General features: G+C 51.2%; 23 protein-coding genes and 1 pseudogene. 7 read left to right on the top strand and 17 right to left on the bottom strand.

The window, feature by feature from the left end; genetic code table 11:
* Positions 1 to 33: 33 nt before the first annotated feature.
* The 7 genes from proW to RGV86_RS07275 form a co-directional block, all read right to left on the bottom strand.
* Positions 34 to 1,098, bottom strand: coding sequence for a glycine betaine/L-proline ABC transporter permease ProW (proW, locus tag RGV86_RS07305; RefSeq protein WP_000774988.1), 1,065 nt, complete (start codon positions 1,096 to 1,098; stop codon positions 34 to 36).
* Positions 1,091 to 2,293, bottom strand: a complete 1,203-nt coding sequence (proV, locus tag RGV86_RS07300; RefSeq protein ID WP_000985478.1) for a glycine betaine/L-proline ABC transporter ATP-binding protein ProV — start codon at positions 2,291 to 2,293, stop codon at positions 1,091 to 1,093. The genes proW and proV overlap by 8 nt, the downstream gene beginning before the upstream one ends.
* 354 nt (positions 2,294 to 2,647) lie before the next feature.
* A complete protein-coding gene (nrdF, locus tag RGV86_RS07295) occupies positions 2,648 to 3,607 on the bottom strand; it encodes a class 1b ribonucleoside-diphosphate reductase subunit beta (RefSeq protein WP_085461063.1) in 960 nt (319 codons plus the stop codon).
* Between the two features lie 9 nt (positions 3,608 to 3,616).
* Positions 3,617 to 5,761 carry a class 1b ribonucleoside-diphosphate reductase subunit alpha gene (gene nrdE / locus RGV86_RS07290; RefSeq protein WP_085461062.1) on the bottom strand — a complete coding sequence of 715 codons (2,145 nt, stop codon included), beginning with the start codon at positions 5,759 to 5,761 and terminating at the stop codon, positions 3,617 to 3,619.
* Complete coding sequence (nrdI, locus tag RGV86_RS07285) at positions 5,734 to 6,144, bottom strand: class Ib ribonucleoside-diphosphate reductase assembly flavoprotein NrdI (RefSeq protein WP_000080948.1); 411 nt, start codon at positions 6,142 to 6,144, stop codon at positions 5,734 to 5,736. The genes nrdE and nrdI overlap by 28 nt, the downstream gene beginning before the upstream one ends.
* The gene (nrdH, locus tag RGV86_RS07280) at positions 6,141 to 6,386 is read right to left on the bottom strand and encodes a glutaredoxin-like protein NrdH (protein ID WP_085461061.1); all 246 of its coding nucleotides are present in this window, start codon (positions 6,384 to 6,386) and stop codon (positions 6,141 to 6,143) included. The genes nrdI and nrdH overlap by 4 nt, the downstream gene beginning before the upstream one ends.
* A gap of 208 nt (positions 6,387 to 6,594) precedes the next feature.
* A complete protein-coding gene (locus RGV86_RS07275; protein ID WP_000209790.1) occupies positions 6,595 to 7,026 on the bottom strand; it encodes a carboxymuconolactone decarboxylase family protein in 432 nt (143 codons plus the stop codon).
* A gap of 87 nt (positions 7,027 to 7,113) precedes the next feature.
* Between RGV86_RS07275 and pdxR the strand changes: the two genes are divergently transcribed.
* The gene (pdxR, locus tag RGV86_RS07270) at positions 7,114 to 8,448 is read left to right on the top strand and encodes a MocR-like pyridoxine biosynthesis transcription factor PdxR (RefSeq protein ID WP_085461059.1); all 1,335 of its coding nucleotides are present in this window, start codon (positions 7,114 to 7,116) and stop codon (positions 8,446 to 8,448) included.
* Positions 8,449 to 8,503: 55 nt separating this feature from the next.
* On the opposite strand, the gene RGV86_RS07265 is transcribed toward pdxR, so the two are convergent.
* Entirely contained in the window at positions 8,504 to 8,833 is a 330-nt protein-coding gene (locus RGV86_RS07265) for an ElaB/YgaM/YqjD family protein (protein ID WP_010345700.1), read from the bottom strand.
* A 151-nt stretch (positions 8,834 to 8,984) separates the two neighbouring features.
* Here RGV86_RS07265 and RGV86_RS07260 point away from each other — a divergent pair, with 151 nt between their 5' ends.
* A complete protein-coding gene (locus RGV86_RS07260; RefSeq protein ID WP_000281310.1) occupies positions 8,985 to 9,329 on the top strand; it encodes a DUF2002 family protein in 345 nt (114 codons plus the stop codon).
* A 36-nt stretch (positions 9,330 to 9,365) separates the two neighbouring features.
* Here RGV86_RS07260 and alaE read toward each other — a convergent pair whose 3' ends face one another.
* On the bottom strand, positions 9,366 to 9,815 hold the full coding sequence (gene alaE, locus RGV86_RS07255; RefSeq protein ID WP_000492676.1) for an L-alanine exporter AlaE: 450 nt from the start codon (positions 9,813 to 9,815) through the stop codon (positions 9,366 to 9,368).
* A 670-nt stretch (positions 9,816 to 10,485) separates the two neighbouring features.
* Between alaE and stpA the strand changes: the two genes are divergently transcribed.
* Positions 10,486 to 10,887, top strand: coding sequence for a DNA-binding protein StpA (stpA, locus tag RGV86_RS07250; RefSeq protein WP_000115375.1), 402 nt, complete (start codon positions 10,486 to 10,488; stop codon positions 10,885 to 10,887).
* A gap of 46 nt (positions 10,888 to 10,933) precedes the next feature.
* Here stpA and RGV86_RS07245 read toward each other — a convergent pair whose 3' ends face one another.
* Positions 10,934 to 11,458, bottom strand: coding sequence for a rhodanese family protein (locus RGV86_RS07245; protein WP_085461058.1), 525 nt, complete (start codon positions 11,456 to 11,458; stop codon positions 10,934 to 10,936).
* A 9-nt stretch (positions 11,459 to 11,467) separates the two neighbouring features.
* On the bottom strand, positions 11,468 to 11,767 hold the full coding sequence (locus RGV86_RS07240; protein ID WP_000137274.1) for an ArsR/SmtB family transcription factor: 300 nt from the start codon (positions 11,765 to 11,767) through the stop codon (positions 11,468 to 11,470).
* Positions 11,768 to 11,949: 182 nt separating this feature from the next.
* Here RGV86_RS07240 and RGV86_RS07235 point away from each other — a divergent pair, with 182 nt between their 5' ends.
* Positions 11,950 to 12,108, top strand: a complete 159-nt coding sequence (locus RGV86_RS07235; protein WP_000508177.1) for a YqaE/Pmp3 family membrane protein — start codon at positions 11,950 to 11,952, stop codon at positions 12,106 to 12,108.
* Positions 12,109 to 12,190: 82 nt separating this feature from the next.
* Positions 12,191 to 12,640: a potassium binding protein Kbp gene (gene kbp, locus RGV86_RS07230; protein ID WP_309508394.1), complete on the top strand. Its 450-nt coding sequence runs from the start codon at positions 12,191 to 12,193 to the stop codon at positions 12,638 to 12,640.
* On the opposite strand, the gene csiR is transcribed toward kbp, so the two are convergent.
* The 6 genes from csiR to glaH form a co-directional block, all read right to left on the bottom strand.
* The gene (gene csiR, locus RGV86_RS07225) at positions 12,641 to 13,303 is read right to left on the bottom strand and encodes a DNA-binding transcriptional regulator CsiR (RefSeq protein WP_000156829.1); all 663 of its coding nucleotides are present in this window, start codon (positions 13,301 to 13,303) and stop codon (positions 12,641 to 12,643) included.
* Between the two features lie 20 nt (positions 13,304 to 13,323).
* Entirely contained in the window at positions 13,324 to 14,724 is a 1,401-nt protein-coding gene (gene gabP, locus RGV86_RS07220; protein WP_010345708.1) for a GABA permease, read from the bottom strand.
* A gap of 310 nt (positions 14,725 to 15,034) precedes the next feature.
* Positions 15,035 to 16,315, bottom strand: a complete 1,281-nt coding sequence (gene gabT / locus RGV86_RS07215) for a 4-aminobutyrate--2-oxoglutarate transaminase (protein ID WP_085461057.1) — start codon at positions 16,313 to 16,315, stop codon at positions 15,035 to 15,037.
* A 13-nt stretch (positions 16,316 to 16,328) separates the two neighbouring features.
* The gene (gene gabD / locus RGV86_RS07210; RefSeq protein WP_085461056.1) at positions 16,329 to 17,777 is read right to left on the bottom strand and encodes an NADP-dependent succinate-semialdehyde dehydrogenase; all 1,449 of its coding nucleotides are present in this window, start codon (positions 17,775 to 17,777) and stop codon (positions 16,329 to 16,331) included.
* Between the two features lie 22 nt (positions 17,778 to 17,799).
* A complete protein-coding gene (gene lhgO, locus RGV86_RS07205; protein ID WP_085461055.1) occupies positions 17,800 to 19,068 on the bottom strand; it encodes an L-2-hydroxyglutarate oxidase in 1,269 nt (422 codons plus the stop codon).
* Between the two features lie 19 nt (positions 19,069 to 19,087).
* Positions 19,088 to 20,065 carry a glutarate dioxygenase GlaH gene (gene glaH, locus RGV86_RS07200; RefSeq protein WP_085461054.1) on the bottom strand — a complete coding sequence of 326 codons (978 nt, stop codon included), beginning with the start codon at positions 20,063 to 20,065 and terminating at the stop codon, positions 19,088 to 19,090.
* Positions 20,066 to 20,374: 309 nt separating this feature from the next.
* Here glaH and RGV86_RS07195 point away from each other — a divergent pair.
* Both RGV86_RS07195 and RGV86_RS07190 read left to right on the top strand, forming a co-directional pair.
* Positions 20,375 to 21,485 (top strand): annotated as a pseudogene (locus RGV86_RS07195) (IS3 family transposase).
* Between the two features lie 9 nt (positions 21,486 to 21,494).
* Positions 21,495 to 21,695, top strand: coding sequence for a hypothetical protein (locus RGV86_RS07190; protein ID WP_085461053.1), 201 nt, complete (start codon positions 21,495 to 21,497; stop codon positions 21,693 to 21,695).
* Positions 21,696 to 22,040 lie beyond the last annotated feature (345 nt).

The following is a 22,040-nucleotide window of genomic DNA, read 5'->3' as shown; positions in this document are numbered from 1 at the left end:
GATAATGCCCGGCGTCACCGGGCAAGTGCAGAGTTACTTAATGAATGGGCGGGTCAGCAGACCAACAGGGCCAGTGGTGTACCAGCGACGGTTGCCGCGACTGCGTGAGTCGCGCCCAACGGCCTGCGTCAGGCGATCGAGGATAATGGCGAGGATCACAATCCCGACGCCGCCAACGGTGGCAAGCCCCATATCCAGACGACCGATACCGCGCAGAACCATCTGACCAAGCCCGCCAACAGCAATCATCGAGGCGATGACCACCATTGAAAGAGCCAGCATCAGCGTCTGGTTAACGCCCGCCATAATGGTCGGCATCGCCAGCGGTAACTGAACTTTGAACAGCATCTGGCGCGGGCTGGCACCGAATGAGCGCGAGGCTTCAATCAGATCCGCCGGAACCTGGTTAATCCCCAGAATGGTCAGACGGATAATCGGCGGCAGAGCAAAGATGATAGTCACCACCACGCCCGGCACGTTACCGATACCAAACAGCATGACGATTGGCACCAGATAAACAAACGCTGGCGTGGTCTGCATGGCATCAAGCAGTGGACGAATAATTTTCGCCGCTCGCGGACTTCTCGCCAGCCAGATCCCCAACGGCAAACCGATGACGATACAGAACAGCAGGGCGGTTAATACCAGCGCCAGGGTGACCATTGCTTGCGACCATGCGCCAATCGCGCCGATAGCAATCAGTGAAACCAATGTCGCAACGCCCATACCGACGCCGGAAATCTGCCAGGCGATGAGAGCGAAAACGATAATCGCCACAGGTGCAGGCATACCCAGCAGCAATTGCTGGAAACCGTTGAGAATATAATCCACCGGAACGCGCACACCCTGAAAGACGGGACGGAAATGGGTAACGACCCAGTCGATCCCTTCAGTTACCCAACTGTCGAGTGGGATCAGCGTCTTGTGGAATGGATCGAGAATATTAAAATGCTCGACGTTTGGCGCAGGCGTACTGGTCAGCCAGTCAGCACCACCGCCGTCAGTCGGTGCAGTCGTCGGTGTACCCCAGGCGTCTGCGGATTGTGCGGCGCTGTCCGCCGCTGGTGTGGTATCCCACGGATTATTTTGATCAGCCATTGTTTACCCCCTCACGATCTAAAGCGCGCAGCAGCATTCCTTTCGAAATGATGCCGACATACTGTTGGTCCTCGTCGACCACTGGCACCGCACAGGGCGCCTGTCCGACATGAGAGAGCAACTCGCTAAGAGGTGTCTGAGCATCGACCGCTAACGGCGCATCAATCAGCGCCGCATCAAGACCTTGCTGCTGCGTTAATGCTGCTTTTAACGAATCGATAGACACTGCGCCGACAAATTTATTACCGCGTTCGATGACGTAACCATATTCGCGGTCTTCATCCTGCAATAATTTCAGCGCCGAACGCGGGCCGAAGCCGGGTGTTTTACGAATTAAGCCATTAGGGCTGCGGCGGGCAATATCTTTTGCGCTGAACACCTGGCTAATATCGACGCCACGGAAGAAGGTACGGACATAATCATTCGCCGGATTATTGAGAATTTCATCCGGTGTACCGACCTGAACGACTTCACCATTTTGCATAATGGCAATTCTGTCGCCAATACGCATAGCTTCATCGAGATCGTGGGAAATAAATACAATGGTGCGCTGATGTTTCGCCTGTAATTTTACCAGCTCATCCTGCATCTCGGTGCGAATTAGTGGGTCGAGCGCCGAGAAGGCTTCATCCATTAATAAAATATCCGGATTGATGGCTAATGCGCGAGCCAATCCGACACGTTGGCGCATCCCGCCAGAAAGTTCGTCCGGGTAACTGTGGGCATAATTTTCCAGCCCGACCTGACGCAGTGCATCAATGGCTTTTTCCCGGCGTTCTTCGGCATTAATTCCGGCCAATTCCATACCAAACGCAGTATTGTCCAGCACGGTCATATGTGGCATTAAGGCAAAGGACTGGAAGACCATCGCAATCTTTTTTCTGCGCACCTCACGGAGTTCGGCATCGGATATTTTGGCAATATCCACACCGTCAATCAGTACTTGTCCACGGGTGGGTTCAATCAGGCGATTGAGAAGGCGTACCATTGTGGATTTACCCGAACCGGATAATCCCATGATGACAAATATCTCGCCTTCTTCAATGGCCAGACTGGCGTCTTTTACGCCAAGCGATAGACCTGTTTTTTCCAGAATTTGTTCTTTTGAAAGTCCTTTTTCGATATATTTGAAAGCCCGTTGTGGATGCTCGCCAAATATTTTATAGAGATTTTTAATTTCTAATTTAATTGCCATGCAATAGAAAGATTCCTGTTATTTGTTTATGTCGATATATTACCCGATGGAAATAGTCACTTTTTTCTACCCTAACATACTGAGAATCTGAGGCAACCCCTGATGGCAAATGTGGCATGAATATTGATGTGAGCAAATTGCCGGAATTTCCCGTGATATAAGGGCTGAGAGCAAATCGAGAAAAGTTGATATTTTTTGTTATAGATAGCGGAAAAACGCCTGAATATTGTAGTTTCAGGCGAATAATGCAACAGAGTATCAGTGTAGATCACCACAAAATATCTGTGTGATAAAAAGCCATTTAATGAAAATTATTTCCCTGCTGCGGTTGGTGATATTTTTTAAATAACCGTGTCAGAAATTCCAGTCTTCGTCTTCTGTTTCGACCGCTTTTCCTACCACATAAGAGGAGCCAGAACCGGAAAAGAAATCGTGATTTTCATCGGCATTCGGCGAAAGCGCGGCGAGGATTGCCGGATTCACTTCCGCCATTTCTGCCGGGAAAAGCGGTTCGTACCCCAGATTCATCAACGCTTTATTGGCGTTGTAGCAGAGAAACGCTTTTACATCGTCAGCCCACGAGGTTTCGGCGTACAGCTCATCGGTGTATTGCAGTTCGTTGTCGTAGAGTTCCAGCAACAAATCGAAGGCAAAATTCTTTAACTCTTCGCGTTGTGCCTGGGAGATTTTTTCCAGGTTTTTCTGATATTTATAACCGATGTAATAACCGTGCACTGCTTCATCGCGGATAATCAGACGGATCAGGTCGGCGGTATTGGTCAGCTTACCGCGACTGGAAAAATACATCGGCAGCCAGAAGCCAGAGTAGAACAAAAATGATTCCAGAAAGACACTGGCGATTTTCTTTTTCAGCGGATTATCGCCGCGATAATGTTGCTGAATAATCTGTGCTTTTCGCTGCAACGGCGCGTTTTCTTCACTCCAGGCGTAGGCGGCATCGACATCTTTTGTCTGGCACAGCGTCGAGAAAATCGAACTGTAAGAGCGGGCATGAACCGCTTCCATAAAGCTGATATTTGATAATACCGCCTCTTCATGGGGCGTGATCGCATCGGGCATCAGCGAAGGTGCGCCGATAACATTTTGTAGCGTGTCGAGTAGCGTCAGGCCAGTAAAAACACGCATCGTCAGTTGTTGCTCTACGGCGCTTAATGTCTGCCAGGCGGGGATATCGTTCGACAGTGGCACTTTTTCCGGTAGCCAGAAATTACTGGTCAGGCGATTCCACACCTCCAGATCTTTATCGTCAGTAATCTTGTTCCAGTTGATGGCGCTGATACGTGAGAGTTTCATAGATATTCCTTAAAGTGCGCAGGAGACGCAGCCTTCAATTTCAGTACCTTCCAGCGCCATCTGACGCAGGCGAATGTAATAGAGCGTTTTGATACCCTTACGCCAGGCGTAAATCTGCGCTTTGTTGATATCGCGGGTGGTGGCGGTATCGGGGAAAAACAGCGTCAGCGACAACCCCTGATCGACATGGCGGGTCGCTTCGGCGTAGGTGTCGATAATCTTTTCCGCGCCAATTTCGTAAGCGTCCTGATACAGCGCCAGATTCTCATTAGTCATAAACGGGGCAGGGTAGTAAACGCGCCCGGTTTTGCCCTCTTTGCGGATCTCTACTTTCGCCACAATCGGATGAATACTCGACGTGGCATGGTTGATATAAGAGATGGAACCGGTTGGTGGCACCGCCTGGAGATTCTGGTTGTAGATGCCATAGCGCATCACGTCGTCGCGCAGTCGCGCCCACATCTCACGGGTAGGTAGCGTAATACCGCTACGGGCAAACAGTTCGCCAACTTTCGCCGTTTTCGGCTGCCAGTTACCTTGCAGATATTGGCTAAAATATTCACCGCTGGCATAGCGCGACTGTTTGAACCCGGCGAAGGTTTCACCGCGTTCGCGCGCCAGCAACATCGAGGTGCGCAGCGCGTGCCAGGTGATGGTATAGAAATAGAGATTGGTGAAATCCAGTGCTTCCGGCGAACCATAGGCGATGCCTTCCCGCGCCAGATAACCGTGTAAATTCATCTGCCCCAGCCCGATGGCGTGCGAGGCGGAATTTCCGGCTTCGATGGACGGCACGCTGCGGATATGACTCATATCCGACACCGCCGTCAGACCGCGCACGGCTGTTTCTACCGTGCGGGCAAAGTCGGGGGAATCCATGGTGTGGGCAATATTCAACGAACCTAAATTGCAGGAAATATCATGGCCTGTGCGAGCATAGTTGAGATTCTCGTCATACTCTGAGGCGCTGTTTACCTGCAAAATCTCTGAGCAAAGATTGCTCATATTTATGCGCCCGGCGACAGGGTTAGCACGGTTTACCGTGTCTTCATACATGATGTACGGATAGCCGGACTCAAACTGGATCTCCGCCAGCCGCTGGAAGAAATCACGCGCGTTGATGTATTTTTTGCGGATGCGTTTATCGGCAACCAGTTCGTCATAGTGTTCGCTAATGGCGATATCGGCAAACGGCTTGCCGTAAACCCGCTCAACGTCATAGGGCGAAAACAGTGCCATCTGCGCATTCTTTTTCGCCAGATGGAAGGTGATATCCGGGATCACCACGCCCAGCGACAGCGTTTTAATGCGGATTTTCTCGTCGGCATTTTCCCGCTTTGTGTCGAGAAAACGCAGAATATCGGGATGATGGGCATGTAAATAGACTGCACCCGCCCCCTGACGAGCGCCGAGCTGATTGGCATAGGAAAATGCGTCTTCCAGCATTTTCATCACCGGAATTACGCCAGAAGATTGATTTTCAATACGTTTAATTGGCGCGCCCGCTTCCCGCAGATTCGACAGCAAAAATGCCACGCCGCCGCCGCGTTTCGACAGTTGCAGTGCGGAATTTACCGCCCGGCCAATCGACTCCATATTGTCTTCAATACGCAGCAGAAAACAGGAAACCAGTTCGCCGCGCTGCTGTTTGCCACAGTTGAGGAATGTTGGCGTGGCAGGCTGAAAGCGTCCTGACAGCATTTCATCGGTCAGTTGCAACGCCAGCGTTTCATCGCCTTGTGCCAGCGTCAGCGCCACCATAGTGACTCGATCGGCAAAATCCTCCAGATAACGCTTACCGTCGAATGTTTTCAACGTATAGCTGGTGTAAAACTTCCATGCACCGAGGAACGTCTGGAAACGAAAACCGCTGGCGTGCGCGCGGGCAAATAGCGTAATGACAAAGTCGCGAGAGTAGCGATTGAGGACATTTTCATCATAGTAACCTTCGTTGACCAACCAGTTCAGGCGCTGCTGCTGGCTACTGAAGGTCACACTGTTCGGGCGTACATGCGTCGCCATAAAGGCGTCTACGGCCTGGCTGTCTTTATCGAACTGAATGCGACCTGCGCTATCGTAAAGGTTAAGCATCGCATTCAGGGCGTGGTAATCCATTGTTTCCTGCGTCAGGCGGTCTGCGGTTGTCGTTGCCAAAATTCGGTTACTCCTTTACGAACATTTTCGATATCGCTTTGCGTACCCATGAGTTCAAAGCGGTACAGCCACGGCACGCCGCATTTCCGGGCAATCACATCTCCGGCGCGACCATACGCCTCACCAAAGTTGCGATTACCCGAAGCAATAACGCCGCGAAGCAACGCCCGGTTATGTTCGTCGTTTAAAAAGCGAATCACCTGTCGTGGCACAGCGCCAGCCGTACCGCCACCGCCGTAAGAGGGCACGATCAGGATGTAAGGCTCGTCTACCTGAATCCGTTCCCGCTCATTGAGTGGAATGCGCACGGCGGGCAGCCCTAAACGTTCGATAAAACGCTGCGTATTTTCGGAGCTGCTGGAGAAGTAGACGAGCTGGCTCATGCACTGGCCGCGTGTGGCGCTGGATGCAGACGGTTGATCATGTCCGGACGGAAACCAGACCAGCGAAGATCGCCAGCAATCACTACCGGCAACTGACGAAAGCCCTGAGCACGCAACGCTTCCGCCGCTTCAGGAACGCGATCGACATTAATCATTTCAAAATCAAAGCCCCGGTTTTCCATCGCCCGTTTGGTGGCGTGGCACTGAACGCAATCGTTACGAGTGTAAATAGTAATGCGCATGATTCGTATTTCCGTTTAAAATGAAGATACGGCGCGATGATACGCGTCGGGTTGTCTCTCTGTTGATACAGGGATACTAGATGTAGTTGAAAAAAGATTCAACCATACAAGATATGGGAAATTTCGATAAATCTCACCGCCGCCGAGCAGCTCAGCGGGGTAGGGGGTTTTGTGTTCTATAGCCGGGTGATTACCCGGCATCAGGAAGTTACATCCGCATGGAAACGGCCAGGCGGTTAAAGCAATTCATCAGTCCGATGGCAAAAGTCAGGTCGCTGATCTCTGCTGCGCTGAAATATTCAAGCAAAGGTTGATAAACGTCGTCTTCTGCATGGCTTCGGGCAATATCGGTCACCGATTCCGCCCAAGCCAGCGCCGCCCGCTCGCGATCATCAAAATGATGGCTCACCCGCCAGCCTGCCAGAGCGTCCAGCTTGTGCTGCGGCACACCGGATTTGCGTAATGCTTTACTGTGCATCTCCAGACAAAATGCGCAGCCGTTTATTTGCGAGACGCGCAAATAAACTAACTCCATCAGTGTGGTATCCAGCGCACTATTTTCCAGCGCCGTTTTGGCCTGCACCAGCGCGTTATACACTGCCGGGCTAAGTTCGTAGTAAGGCTGACGTAATGTAGTCATACAGTTTCTCCTCTTATTAACGCCCGCAATGTAGCACTATAATGGACTGCTAAAGAGAGCCATAAATTACCTAAAAAAGCAGACCATATGCCGCGCTATCAGGATATCGCCCGTCAGTTAAAAACGGCTATTGAGCAAGGGGAACTAAAACCCGGCGCAAGGCTACCTTCCAGTCGTACCTGGTCGCAGGAGCTGGGCGTGTCTCGATCCACCGTCGAAAATGCTTATGCTGAGCTGGTGGCACAAGGATGGCTGGTACGGCGGGGGCAGGCGGGCACCTTTGTCAGCGAGCAAATACATCCCCAACAATCCGCTGTGGATGTGCTTGCCTTTGCCGGTGAAAGCCAGCAACCGCTACCATTCCAGATGGGATTACCCGCACTCGATCTCTTTCCGCGAGAGCTGTGGGCGCGGGTGATGGGGCGCCGTCTGCGTACCCAGACGCGCTTTGATTTGGCGTTAGGCGATGTCTGTGGTGAGGTGGCGTTGCGTGAGGCAATTGTTGATTATTTACGCGTCTCACGCGGGATTGAATGCCAGCCAGAACAGGTCTTTATCACTCACGGTTATGCAGCCTCAATGGCCTTAATTCTGCACACGCTGGCGAAACCGGGAGACGGGATGTGGATGGAAGATCCTGGCTTTCCGCTGATTCGTCCGATTGTTACTCGCCACGGTGTGGAAATTTTACCTGTGCCTGTTGATGACAACGGACTGGATGTCGCAAGTGGAATGCAAAATTATCCTGATGCGCATTTTGCCCTGATAACTCCGGCACACCAAAGCCCGCTCGGTGTTGCGCTCTCACTGGCGCGCAGGCATCAGGTGCTGGCGTGGGCAGAGCGTGCGCGGGCGTGGATTATTGAAGACGATTACGACAGTGAATTCCGTTATCACGGTAAGCCATTACCGGCGCTGAAAAGCCTCGACGCGCCACAGCGGGTGATTTATGCCGGAACATTCAGCAAATCGCTATTTCCTGCATTGCGCTGTGCGTGGCTGGTGGTGCCGGTGGAGCAGATTACGCAATTCCGCCAACAGGCGTCACTGAAGCCATGTGCAGTGCCAGTTCTATGGCAGAACACACTGGCTGACTTTCTTCGCGAGGGGCATTTCTGGCGGCATCTGAAGAAAATGCGTCAGCACTATGCGCAGCGTAGGCAGTGGATTGAACAGGCGCTTACGCAACAGGGATTCCTGGTTATGCCACAAAAAGGCGGCATCCAGATGGTTATCAGCATGGTGGGTGACGATATTTTCCACGCGCGTAAAGCCAATACTGCTGGCCTTGCGGTGCAGGCACTTAGCGACTGGCGTATCCGATCAAGTGGGAAAGGAGGATTGCTTCTCTCGTTTACCAATATTATCAGTGAGAGTATGGCGCAGCAGGTGGCACAACAATTACGCAGAGCCTTAAGTTAAAAACCCCGAAGTCAGGCTTCGGGGTCAAAGACGCGTATTTATTATCATTGTTGCATTACGATTTGCGTATGCTTAACAGCGCGCCGATAAAAATACCTACCGCAGCTGCTGTACCCACGCTACACCAGGGTCTTTCACGAACAAAAGAATCTGCGCAGCCAACTGCATCGCGCGCGGCTTGCTGGACGCGAGTACGACCATGCATCCGCGCTCTGGTTTCTTTCAGTAGAGCCTGAGCTTTACTGCGTGCGGCTTCGGCTTCACCTTTGGCGTCGCTGCCCCAGGACTTCAATACAGATTCGAGACTGTCGGCTAATTGATTGACATCATTCTGAATATCCTGCACGCCATCATCGACGTCGTTGCGGTTCGGTCTGTTAAACATATGATCCCCCATTAGAATTCGATGTAATTTTCAGTGTAGACCATAATTTTCTTAACAGAGATTCATCGCGGCTTTATGGACTTTTCTGAAAGCGTTGTGAATGCGCAATCAGGTAAGGTAGGCGCGCAGTAGATATTAACGAGGATAAAATATGTATTTACGACCAGACGAGGTGGCGCGCGTACTTGAGAAAGTCGGTTTTACTGTCGATGTAGTAACCCAGAAAGCATACGGTTACCGTCGTGGGGAACATTATGTCTATGTTAACCGCGAAGCGAGAATGGGACGTACCGCACTGATAATTCATCCAACATTAAAAGAACGTAGTTCCACACTGGCTGAACCTGCTTCCGATATTAAAACTTGCGATCATTACCAGCAATTTCCGCTCTATTTAGCGGGTGAACGTCATGAGCATTACGGTATCCCGCATGGCTTTAGTTCGCGTGTTGCGCTTGAACGTTATTTGCATGGCTTATTTGGCGAAGCCAGTTAAAGACGCGACTGGCGATGCCAGTCGCGAAAAGAAGGGTCAGGCTTTTACCTGCTGGTAGCTGCTCACTTTGAACAAGCGGCGACAGTAATCAAGGAAGTAGCCATAGACCGCCCCCATCAGCATCGAAACAACGATGTTTGAACTGACCGCTGCCATAATCTGGTGCCAGTCTGCGCCTACCACTAATAAGATCGCCATATACACTGGTGACTGGAACGTCACATAAGCCAAAATATCAGCCAGATTTTTTGTCCAACCAGAGTGGCTAACTTTGCGTGCCGCGCGCATAAACAGATCGCGGTACATGCCATATGGCCATGCAATTAAGATATTCACCGGAACGGCCACCAGCCTGGAATAAAAAGACTGTTCGAAGCTCATCCCGGAGAGGAAAACTTCAATACACATGTTCACGACAGTACAGTAAACAACCATCGCGAACGTGTCTGCAACTGCATGACGCAAGCGTGACTGCGGTGAGAACATGCTAATGCTCCTTAATAAAAGCGAAATCGGGTATGAATGGAAATGGAAGCAGTGCTTTAGACTGCCTGTTTCATTTTTGCATAGCGTATATTGCTGGTTGTTAGTAATCAATTAGTGAAAAATTTTTATTTATTTTGTTTTTGTAGATAAAATGTTCCGCAATGGCGTATTTTTTATACATTATGGATTTTTAAATGCCTTTATGAATAATTTTATTTAAAATCATATTATTACGTTGTCATTGTGAACTGTGCTGGTGGAGCGGTTAAGGGCTGTTAACGCCGTAAAGCGTAGACAATCCGGCTTAAGTAGCGGGTTGAGCTCATTTAGCATTTTTAATGACCTGAAGCCACTAATGCCAGCATAAAACTTCAGTTACTGAAACTTTGTTTTTATTCTTTATGTATGCATTTTTATTCAATTTTCTTTAATCTACCTTCGGTGATGATGGCACAGAGGGCATCCGATTATTCGCAAATGTCTGCAATGATAAGTCAAATGGCTAATATATAAACCGAAAATAATTATTAATCTGCCTGGAAATAACGGTTGAAATAATATCGCGCGCGACTGTAAATAGATTAAATTTTGTGGAAATATAATAAGTGATCGCTTACACTACGCGACGAAATACTTTTTTTTGTTTTGGCGTTAAAAGGTTTTCTTTATTATGTCCGTAATGTTACAAAGTTTAAATAACATTCGCACCCTCCGTGCGATGGCTCGCGAATTCTCCATTGACGTTCTTGAAGAAATGCTCGAAAAATTCAGGGTTGTCACTAAAGAAAGACGTGAAGAAGAAGAACAGCAGCAGCGTGAACTGGCAGAGCGCCAGGAGAAAATTAGCACCTGGCTGGAGCTGATGAAGGCTGACGGAATTAACCCGGAAGAGTTATTCGGTAATAATTCTGCTGCACCGCGTGCAGGTAAAAAACGCCAGCCGCGTCCGGCAAAATATCAATTTACCGATTTTAATGGTGAAGTCAAAACCTGGACCGGTCAGGGTCGTACACCGAAACCGATCGCTCAGGCACTGGCTGAAGGTAAATCTCTCGACGATTTCCTGATCTAATGACTGCTGCCGGATGCCGCCACTATGGCGCGTCCGGCGTCGCTTCTTACGCTCGCTGATTCCACGGCATCTTATCTAACAACCTTGCCATCCCGCAAAAACCGCTGATGCCCGCAAACATTAATCCCGCACCGACAAAGCCGCTTAATAAGAAGAGCGCGCTATTCACGGCATAACCCAATACGACGCCGATTAATATTAAGCCACCAGCTGTGATCTGTACCTGACGCATTAATGGTAAAGGCTGCGATTTATTTTCAGCTACCGGCAATCCCGCTTTTTTCCAGCCATCAATACCGCCCTCCAGTAAAAAGATATCTGCGGGAGCGGCAATCGCTGCTAATTTTTGTGCATTATTACTGGTGCGTTTTCCTGCCTGACAGTGGAATATAATTTGTTCGCTACGTAATTTTGTCGGAAGACCAGACTGTTCCAGTACGGATAATGGCGCCAGATCCGCTTCAGGAATATGTTCACGAAGATATTCATCGGCATCGCGAATATCGATTAACTTTGCACCGCGTGAGATTAATTCTTGTGCATCAAGCGGTGGAATTGTTGTTAAAGCCATTGCTACTCCTTACGGACAATAGACGTTTTTCAGGGTGGCGATAATGGCATTTACCGCCTCATTTTTAATGAAATAAAGAATGCGTTGGGCATCCCGTTGGCTGTCGATAAGCCCTTCGTCACGCATCCGTGCCAGATGCTGTGACGTTGCAGAGGCACTCAGTCCGGTAATGCGCGCCAGTTCACCGGCGCTGGTGCCGGGGGAACCGCAAATCATGCACAGAATCAGCAACCGTTTGGGGTGACTCATTGCTTTCAGTAAGGCCGCAGCCTGTTCGGCGCTGGCCTGTAGTTGGGCTAGTTCAGTCATATTCATTTAAGTGTTTTCTAAATTAAGTAAACTCTAAACTAAAAATGCAACGTATACCAGCGTCAGCAGCGTAAATGAGGGTAAAAGCAAAGGCTGAAACAGGCAGACTCCGCTAAAATTACTATGCTTAAGAGATAAAATTTCTTTTTAAACAATGAGTAATTTTCTTATAGGGAGGACATATGGGGTTCTGGAGAATCGTCATCACCATCATTTTGCCACCGCTCGGCGTGCTGCTGGGGAAAGGATTTGGTTGGGCATTCATTATTAATATTTTGCTGACACTTCTTGGCTATATCCCTGGTTTAATTCACGCTTTCTGGGTGCAAACCCGCGATTGATCCTGTGCTCATCCTGCGGCGTTAACGCGCCGCGTTCCTCTGCTACACTTTCTGAGTGTTTCCATTAACGAATGAGGTAGTTATGGGTCTGTTCAATTTTGTGAAAGATGCCGGAGAAAAGCTCTGGGACGCGGTCACTGGTCAGCATGATAAAGACGATCAGGCGAAGAAGGTGCAGGAACATCTGAACAAAACCGGTATACCTGATGCCGATAAAGTGAATATTCAGATTGTCGATGGTAAAGCGACGGTTACAGGTGACGGCTTAAGTCAGGAAGCGAAGGAAAAAATCCTTGTTGCAGTGGGGAATATTTCCGATATTGCCAGCGTGGACGATCAGGTAAAAACGGCGACGCCAGGCACTGCCAGCCAGTTTTATACCGTTAAGTCTGGTGACACTCTGAGTGCTATTTCCAAACAGGTTTACGGTAACGCCAATCTCTACAATAAAATCTTCGAAGCGAATAAACCGATGCTAAAAAGCCCGGATAAAATTTACCCGGGGCAGGTGTTGCGTATTCCTGAAGAGTAGTTAATTGCCAGCCATCGCCTGCTGGATAATCGGAATTGGCGTCAGTAAATGCTGGCGCATTAACTCACTGGCGCGCGCCGTATCTCGCGCCAGTACCGCCTTAGTCAGGGTCTGGTGCTGTTCATGTTTATCTTCCAGCATTTCTACAGAAAGCACCGTTTGCCGCAGCCAGATGAACCGATAGCGCGCCGCCAGATCAAACAACCGTTCACGCATTTGCAGTAAATAGTGGGAGCCACAGCCCGCCACAATTGCAGTATGAAATGCCTGATGGCGCTGGTCCCATTCATCAAGCATTTTCTCGCTGGCGTCACAAGCCTCAAGCTTACTGAGCAAATGCGCTTTGGCGAGAACGTCAGCCTCCCACTCATCGCCGCCACGGGCAATTGCCAGACTCACCAGCATCGCTTCCATATTGGCGCGGGCGTCGAAAATATCGAGCAGTTCTTGCTCTGACATAGACGCCACCCGATACCCTTTTTGATTCACCACCGTGACCAGCCGTTCCGCCACCAGTTGCGAAAGGGCTTCCCGCAACGGCCCGACGCCGAGTGCATAACGCGACGTTAGCGAACTCATCCGTAATTTTTCATCTGGCTGAAAATTGCCGCGAATAATATCGTTTTTCAACCAGCGGTAGCCATCCAGAGACGTAATGGTCATGGTGTGACTCCTGAACATTATCAGCGCGTATTATGAACGGGTGTTTTTTGCCACAATATCAGCTTTTTCCAGCGTGCCATAATTGGCACGGTACAGATAATCCCTATCGCTAATAAGCCGGTGGAAATTACCTCCAGTTGCTGCGCCGGGCGGAATAACATCACCACCAGTACAAAGGTAATAAAGCCAATCACTAGCCAGGTGAGCCACGGATAAAGCCACATGCGCAGGCGAATTTCGCCGCCTTCCGCCAGCAGGATTTTACGCATCCGCAATTGCGAAACGGCGATGACTAAATAAACCAGCAGGGCAATAGCGCCGGAGCTGTCGATCAGGAATTTAAACACTTTGGCGGGCGCGTAATAGTTCACTACCACCGTTAAAAACGCCGCGCCGGTCGAGAGTAATACTGCCACATACGGGGTTTTGCTACGGTTGATTTTACCCATTGCCGCTGGCGCATCCCCGCGACGGCTTAAGGAGTAGAGCATCCTTGAGGCGGTATACAGAGCCGAGTTCAGACAACTGGTCACCGACAGCAAAATAACGCAGTCCATAATGAATTTTGCATGTGGAATATTCAGCAGCTCTAGCACGGAACGGTAGGAACCCACGGTTTTCAGTCCTGGCATATTCCACGGAATGAGTGCCACGACGACAAAAATAGAACACAAATAGAAAATGGAGATACGCCAGATAACCGAGTTGGTGGCGCGGACAATATGTTTATCCGGCGTGTCGGATTCGGCTGCCGCAATGGTGACAATCTCTGCCCCCATAAAAGAAAACATGGTTATCAGCATCGCGCTTAATACCGCGCCAAAGCCGTTCGGCATAAAGCCGCCGCTATCCCACAATCTTGAAATACCGCTCACTTCGGCATAAGGGTAAAAACCGCTAATTGCTACAGCTCCAAGGAAAATAAACGCCAGAATGGCAATCACTTTGCATATCGCCAGCCAGAATTCAAATTCACCGTAGTTTTTAACGCTTAATAAATTACTGCCGGTTAAGGCGAGGGTAATGACCAGGGAAAATAACCAGATGGGAATACCTGGAACCCACGAATGCAGGATCATGGCGGCGATGTTGGCTTCCAGCGGGATAACCAGTACCCAAAACCACCAGTACAGCCAGCCGATGGTATAGCCCGCCCAGCGACCAATGGCTTTATCGGCGTAGGTGGAAAAGGAGCCGGTGTCGGGCGTGGCGACCGCCATTTCTGCCAGCATCCGCATAATCATAACCACCAGTAATCCGGCGAACAGATAAGCCAGTAATACCGCAGGGCCCGCTTCGGCGATGGCGACGCTCGAACCGACAAACAGACTTGCGCCGATAACACCGGCAATAGACAACATGGTGACGTGGCGTGATTTCAGCCCGCCGCCTAGCTCATGTGGTTGCGATGATTGCCCCATCCTGAATCCTCTCGAAAGTGTGTCACTTGGGAGAGCGCCCCGACATTTCCCGCGTCGGGTCACGCGTTTAATTGAGGCGGTCAACAAAATCTTAAAAGCGAAAGCGTGATGGTTTTCTCCCTCTCCCTCAGGGATAGGGTCGGGGTGAGGGTTTAGCAGCGTGTATACCCGTCACCCTAACCCTCTCCCCAGAGGGGCGAGGGGACAGTCCGCAGTCATTTTTAACTTTGTCGATCGCCTCATCGTTATTATTTTTTACTGTATCGTTATCATTCCCTTAGCAACGGTTAACTCTTACAAACAGACATAGCTATTGTTTCGCCTCATCAAAACACTGAGCGATGATCTCCAGCCCCTGACGGATCTGAGCATCTTCAATAGTGAGCGGCACAAGGATGCGCAGCACGTTGTAGTACGGGCCGCAGGAAAGAAGAATCAGGCCTTTGTCGCGGGCGCGCGCCACGATCTCAGCGGTGAATCTGGCGTTGGGTTTACTGTGATCGCCATCTTCAAACAGCTCGATGGCGATCATCGCCCCTAGCCCGCGAACGTCGCCGATCTCGGTGTGTTTTTCGGCGATCGCCAATAATCCGTCTTTTAGCTTCTGGCCCAGGTCGTTGGCTTTTTGCAGCAGATTTTCCTGCTCGAACACCTTCAACACTTCCAGCGCGGCTACGCAGGCAATCGGGTTACCGGCATAGGTGCCGCCCAGACCGCCAGGTGCGACCGCGTCCATCACTTCGGCGCGCCCGGTGACGCCCGCCAGCGGGAAGCCGCCCGCGATGGATTTCGCAAAGGTGGTGAGATCCGCCGCAACGCCCATCTGCTCCATTGCAAACAGCGTGCCGGTACGCCCCGCGCCGCTCTGCACTTCATCGGCAATCAGCATGATTCCGTGCTCGTCACACAGTGCGCGTAAACGCTGCATAAAGGCAGGCGTTGCGGCGTAGAAACCGCCTTCGCCCTGAACCGGCTCAATCACGATGGCAGCGATATCTTCCGGCGCAGCGTCATTTTTAAAAATTCGGTGGATACTGGCGATAGCGTCATCTTCACTGATGTTATGCAGCGGGCAAGGATAAAGCGCGCGATAAACATGACCCGGCATCAGCCCCATGCCTGCAGAATACGGATTCACCTTGCCGGTCAGCGCCAGCGTGTAGTGCGTGCGCCCGTGGTAAGCGCCGCTAAAGGCGATGGTGCCGCTGCGTTTGGTGGCGGCGCGGGCGATTTTCACCGCGTTTTCCACCGCTTCGGAACCGGTCGTTACCAGCAGCGTTTTTTTGGCGAAATCGCCCGGCACCTTCTGATTCATTATTTCGCACAACTCCAGATACGGCTCGTAAGCCAGCACCTGGAAGCAGGTATGCGACAGTTTTTTCAGTTGCGCTTCTACCGCCGCCACCACTTTCGGATGCAGGTGCCCGGTGTTGAGCACCGCAATCCCGCCCGCGAAATCAAGATACTCACGGCCTTCAACGTCCCACACCCGGCAGTTTTCCGCACGATCAGCGAAAATCGGATGAATCTGCCCAACGCCACGAGGAACTGCCTGACTGCGGCGCTGCATTAACTCTTTATTGCTGCTCATTCGCGTTCTCCAGTTAAAGACCGATGCACATATATTTGATTTCTAAGTAATCTTCGATGCCATACTTCGAACCTTCACGACCCAGGCCTGAGGCTTTGATACCGCCGAACGGGGCGACTTCATTAGAAATAATGCCGGTATTGATGCCGACGATGCCGTATTCCAGCGCCTCGCCCACGCGGAAGACGCGGCTTAAATCGCGGGCGTAGAAATAGGCGGCAAGACCAAATTCGGTATCGTTGGCCTGCGCAATCACGTCGGCTTCATCTTTAAAGCGGAACAGCGGGGCGAGGGGGCCAAACGTCTCTTCTTTCGACACTTTGGCGTTGGCTGGAACGTCCACCAGAATGGTTGGCTGGAAGAAGTTGCCGCCGCGTTCGTGCGCTTTACCACCGCAAACCACGCGCGCGCCTTTCTCCAGCGCATCGGCAATATGCTCTTCCACTTTTGCTACCGCTTTTTCATCGATCAGCGGCCCGATGGTGACGCCTTTATCCAGCCCGTCGCCGATCTGTAGTTTGCTCACCGCCTGCTGTAATTTTTCGGCAAAGCGGTCATACACGCCGTCCTGCACATACAAGCGATTAGCGCAGACGCAGGTTTGCCCGGCATTGCGGAATTTCGAAGCCAGCGCGCCTTCCACGGCTTTGTCGAGATCGGCATCGTCAAAGACGATAAACGGCGCGTTGCCGCCGAGCTCCAGCGACACTTTTTTGATGTCTTTCGCGCACTGTTCCATCAACTGGCGGCCAATTTCGGTCGAGCCGGTAAACGACAGCTTGCGCACCAGCGGATTGCTGGTCAGTTCGTTACCGACCGCGCCCGCCGAACCGGTGACCACGTTAAATACGCCAGCCGGAACGCCCGCGCGGATCGCCAGCTCTGCCAGCGCCAGCGCGGAGAACGGCGTCTGACTGGCGGGCTTCAGCACCATCGTACAGCCAGCAGCCAGCGCCGGACCGGCTTTACGGGTAATCATCGCTGCCGGGAAGTTCCACGGCGTGATAGCGGCGGTAACGCCAATCGGCTGCTTGATAACAATCAGGCGTTTATCGGCCTGATGACCAGGAATGGTGTCGCCATAAATACGCTTGCCTTCTTCGGCAAACCACTCAATAAAGGAGGCGGCATAGCCGATTTCGCCTTTCGCTTCAGCCAGCGGTTTACCCTGTTCGAGGGTCATCAGGCGCGCTAAATCGTCCTGGTGCTCCATCATCAAATTGAACCAGTTACGCAGAATGGTGGCGCGTTCTTTGGCGGTAAGCGCACGCCAGGCGGGCAGGGCGCGATTGGCGGCGTCGATAGCGGCGCGGGTTTCATCTGCGCCCATTTTTGGTACGCTACCCAGCTTGTCGCCGTTCGCCGGATTGGTGACGTCGATGACTTCACCATTGTTAGCGTCCAGCCATTCCCCGTTAATCAACGCCTGCTGGCGGAATAAGTTACTGTCGTTAAGTTTCATCGTTACGTCCTGTTTTCAAAGGTTATTGATTAAATGCGGCGTGTAAGGCATCCACACTACGTGCCGCTCGCAGCGTGCGTCCGGGGTTACTCTGGCTTGCCAACAGCGTTTGTACCTTGCTGACAATATGCGCACCAATAGGAATTGCTGATGTCGCTGCCGGGGAGGGCGCATTGCAGGTGTGGATCGTGCGCGGGGTGGTGACAAACAGAAAATCGTCAATCAGCTTACCGTCCGGCGATACCGCCTGCGCCCGCACACCGGCGGGCCAGGGCTGGAGATCGCTTAACGAAAGCCGGGGACAATACTTTTGCACCAGCCGCAGATAGCCGCTTTTGCACAGCGAGTTTTTCATCTCGCCCAGTCCTGAGCGTAGATGGTTTTGCAGCACCCGGCGAATCCCCGACGAGCCCAAAATCTCCAGCGTGTCGCTAAATGAGAAGTCGCGCTTGCGATAGCCTTCGCGTTTGAAAGCCAGCACCGCGTTTGGCCCGACGGTCACGCTGCCGTCGATCATCCGGGTGAGATGAACGCCTAAAAAGGGCATTGTCGGGTCGGGAATGGGGTAAATCAGGTGGTTAACAATCTGGTTATGCTCCGGCGCAAGGCGGAAATACTCGCCACGGAACGGGCAGATGATAAAGCCCGGTTCGAGGCCGAGCATTTTCACCAGCCGGTCAGCCATCAGCCCGGAACAGCTAATCAGCGTCGACGCTTCATATTCGCCGCCCTGACGGGTACGTATCACCACGCCATTCTTATGCTCATTAAGGCCGCTGACTTCGGCGTTATAGATAATCTCACCGCCTCTGGCCTGGAAGATTTTTGCCATCGCCGCTGTCACTTCGCAGTAGCTGACAATGCCGCTGGACGGCACAAAAATACCGCCAAGCCCGGTGATATTCGGTTCACGCTCGCGCAGCTCGTCGGCGTTTAACCACTCGCGCTCGATACCGTTTGCCGCCGTGCGTTCCCATAACGCGCGCATCCGATCCATTTCGAGTGCGGATGTGGCGACCAGCATCTTGCCGCAGTTGTCGTAGCGGATGCCGTTTTGATCGCAAAAGGCTTTGGTGGCGCGGTTCCCCGCCAGGCAAAACTGCGCTTTCAGGCTGCCGGGTGTGTAATAGACCCCGGCATGGATCACGCCGCTGTTGTGACCCGTCTGATGGCAGGCCGGGCCGGACTCTTTTTCCAGTAGCGCAATGCGGGCATCCGGATAGACGTCAATCAGTTGCATGGCGGTCGACATGCCGATGATGCCGCCGCCAATAATCACAAAATCATACATCCGCTCAATTCCTTTGCGCTTACTGATGCGTCTGGTAGTGGTTAGTGGCGTATGCGAAATAGCCGCGCTGGCGCATCAGTTCACGACGCAGATCCGGATGCGCGGTAAAGCGGTCGCGACCGTGCAGCCAGAACAGATTGTTAATCAACAGGAATTTGCCAACGGGAACGGGCACAGAAAGAATGCCTTTGCTGGTTTCAATGGCATCGGAAAGCTCGCTCAGCCACACGCCTTCTTCGAAGTCTTTTGGCTGGACGAACTGGTCGATATAACGCATCACCGGGCGACCCTGCTGATCGACGTCGAACACCGGATGGAAGACATCTTTACTGACGTTTTTACTTGGCGGCGCGGCAAAGCGCATCGGACGGCGCGCCAGCGGATGGCTGAAAAAGTGGTCCAGATGTTCCCAGTCATCGAGATGCAGCAGCAGCGAGTTTCCGCCCTGCATGTTCTGTTCGTCGATTTTCATCATCAGCACATAATCAGTGATTTCTTCAACGTAGGTGCCGTCGTTATGCAGTTCCATTACGCGGTGCGGCTGGCGCAGATAGCTATCTGAGTTATCGACATTTTTCACTACAAAACGCGCGTAATACTGACCGCTCATGGCATCGAAATTGGAACGACCAATCAGATGCGCCACCGCTGTTGCCAGCTTCACCATCTCATCCGCTTGCTTCACATCATCGACACCCACCGCATTGATCAACAACGCACCTTCAGCGCGGTTTAGCAACGTCTTCAACAGCAGTGGTTGCAGCTGATTTGCACACAAGTCGTCAAGAATTTTGCCTATCCGAAAACGCAGAAACGATTTGTACTCCAGTGCCTGCACGGGCCACTCGGCGACCTGTTCAAGGAACTGTTTGGTCGTCTGTTCAGAGAAGGTAAGTTCCAGCAGGCGAGGGGATTGCGCCGACGGGGTGAGGGTGAATCCGCTATAGTCCTGGCCTGAATCGACAGCGTTAGTGTGTACGGCGGTCAGTGCATTCATCAGAAGCGATCCTCTTATGAGATGTAGGGTGACATGGCGATGCTCATTTCGTAGCCATAATCTAAAAATATCTACATTTCTGAAAAATGCGCACAAAAGCGACATATTGTTTTCTTATTGTGATCGAAAACAACAAATGGTTAACATTTGATTTGGTGAGTGCCAGATGCTTTTTTAGGGGAATAACGAGTTAAAACAATGCACTATTGTGGATTGTAAGGGCGTGTATATGTAAGTATCCCGCATAATCGTGCCATTCATATTTAGAGATCATCCGGCATAATCAATCTGCCAACGAAGGAAATCGCTATGCGTAAAGCCCGTTTTACTGAGCATCAGATCATCGCTGTGATTAAGTCAGTTGAAGCCGGACGAACCGTTAAAGATGTCTGCCGGGAGGCCGGTATCTCTGAAGCCACCTACTACAACTGGAAGTCCAGATACGGCGGCATGGAGGCTTCTGATATTAAAAAAATCAAGGATCTTGAGGACGAGAACCGCCGTCTCAAACAGATGTTTGCTGACCTGAGTCTGGAGAACCGGGCGCTGAAAGACGTTATCGAAAAAAAGCTTTAAAACCAGCCTTTAAGCGTGAGCTGGTCACTCATCTGATAACGACATTCGACTCAGTATCCGTCAGGCCTGCCGGAGTCTGAACCTGAGCAGAACGGTTTACCATTACCGCCCGGATACCACGCGTGATGAACCCGTTATTGCCGCCCTGCAGACTGCGGCTGAGCGATACCCGCGATACGGCTTTCCGAAGCTTTTCCAGATTCTGCGACGGCAAGGATACTCGTGGAATCACAAAAGGCTCCACCGTATTTACTGTCTGCTGAAGCTGAATTTTCGCCGTAAGGGCAAACAACAACTGCCGGTACGCAATCCCTCACCACTGGCTACGCCAGAAACGCTGAACCAGAGCTGGTCTGTCGATTTTATGCATGATGCGCTGGCCTGTGGCCGTCGTTTTCGCACGTTCAATGTCGTTGATGACTTTAATCGTGAGGCGTTATCGATTGAAATCGATCTGAATCTGCCAGCTCTGCGAGTGGTCCGTGTACTTGACAGGATCGCGGCAAACCGAGGTTATCCGGTCATGCTGCGCATGGATAATGGTTCGGAATTTATCTCTCTGGCGCTGGCTGAATGGGCAGAGATACACGCAGTAAAACTGGAGTTCATCCAGCCGGGTAAGCCGACGGAGAACGCTTTCATTGAGCATTTTAACAGGACATACCGTACAGAAATACTCGATTTTTATCTGTTCAGAACGCTGAATGAAGTACGGGAAATTACGGAGAAATGGTTATCAGAATATAACTGTGAACGCCCGCATGAATCACTGAACAATATGACACCGGAGGAATACCGACTTCACCATTATTTGGCCGGGTTCTCAAAAAATGCATGGAACTAAAACGGGTCTATTTACAGTACGTTCTTCATTGCGCGTGAACACACCCAGGCAGAATATCGCTGGATTGAAATGTTCGGGCATGGCAAGCGGATTAACATGCCGTGGTGGGGCGGTTTTGACCCACGCGCGTGGGATATGGCAAGCCTGATGGATTTTGCTGTGCCGGTGATAGCGTGTCTGCTGGTCTGGCTGTTGATTAATCGTGGGTGAAAAAGGTGGCTGCAAATGCAACGGACGAAGCGGTGCCGCTTCAGGTTGCCAGGAATAAGCACCGAGTTCTGTTAAATCATGCGCAATATGCCAATCGTCCCAGATATTGAGTGGCCTGTAATTCCTGTCATGTAATAATCATTTCTGCGATATGTCGCGGGCACACCATATACAAGATCGTACAGTGGTTGGTCAACTTTCTGTATGGTGTGCAGGGGCATAGTAATTTGTTATCGATGCTGCCGGTTGATAAATGATCAAAATGGTCGTTAGCTGTCTCCTCAACCGTGGGGCATGTTAAGTCGAACTTTTTGCTGCTTACAGTTTAGAAAGGTATCGAATGCC

It is taken from the genome of Escherichia ruysiae, assembly GCF_031323975.1.
GTDB lineage: Bacteria > Pseudomonadota > Gammaproteobacteria > Enterobacterales > Enterobacteriaceae > Escherichia > Escherichia ruysiae.
Note: the sequence above shows the minus strand (reverse complement) of the source record. Positions and strands in the feature narration are given on the sequence as shown.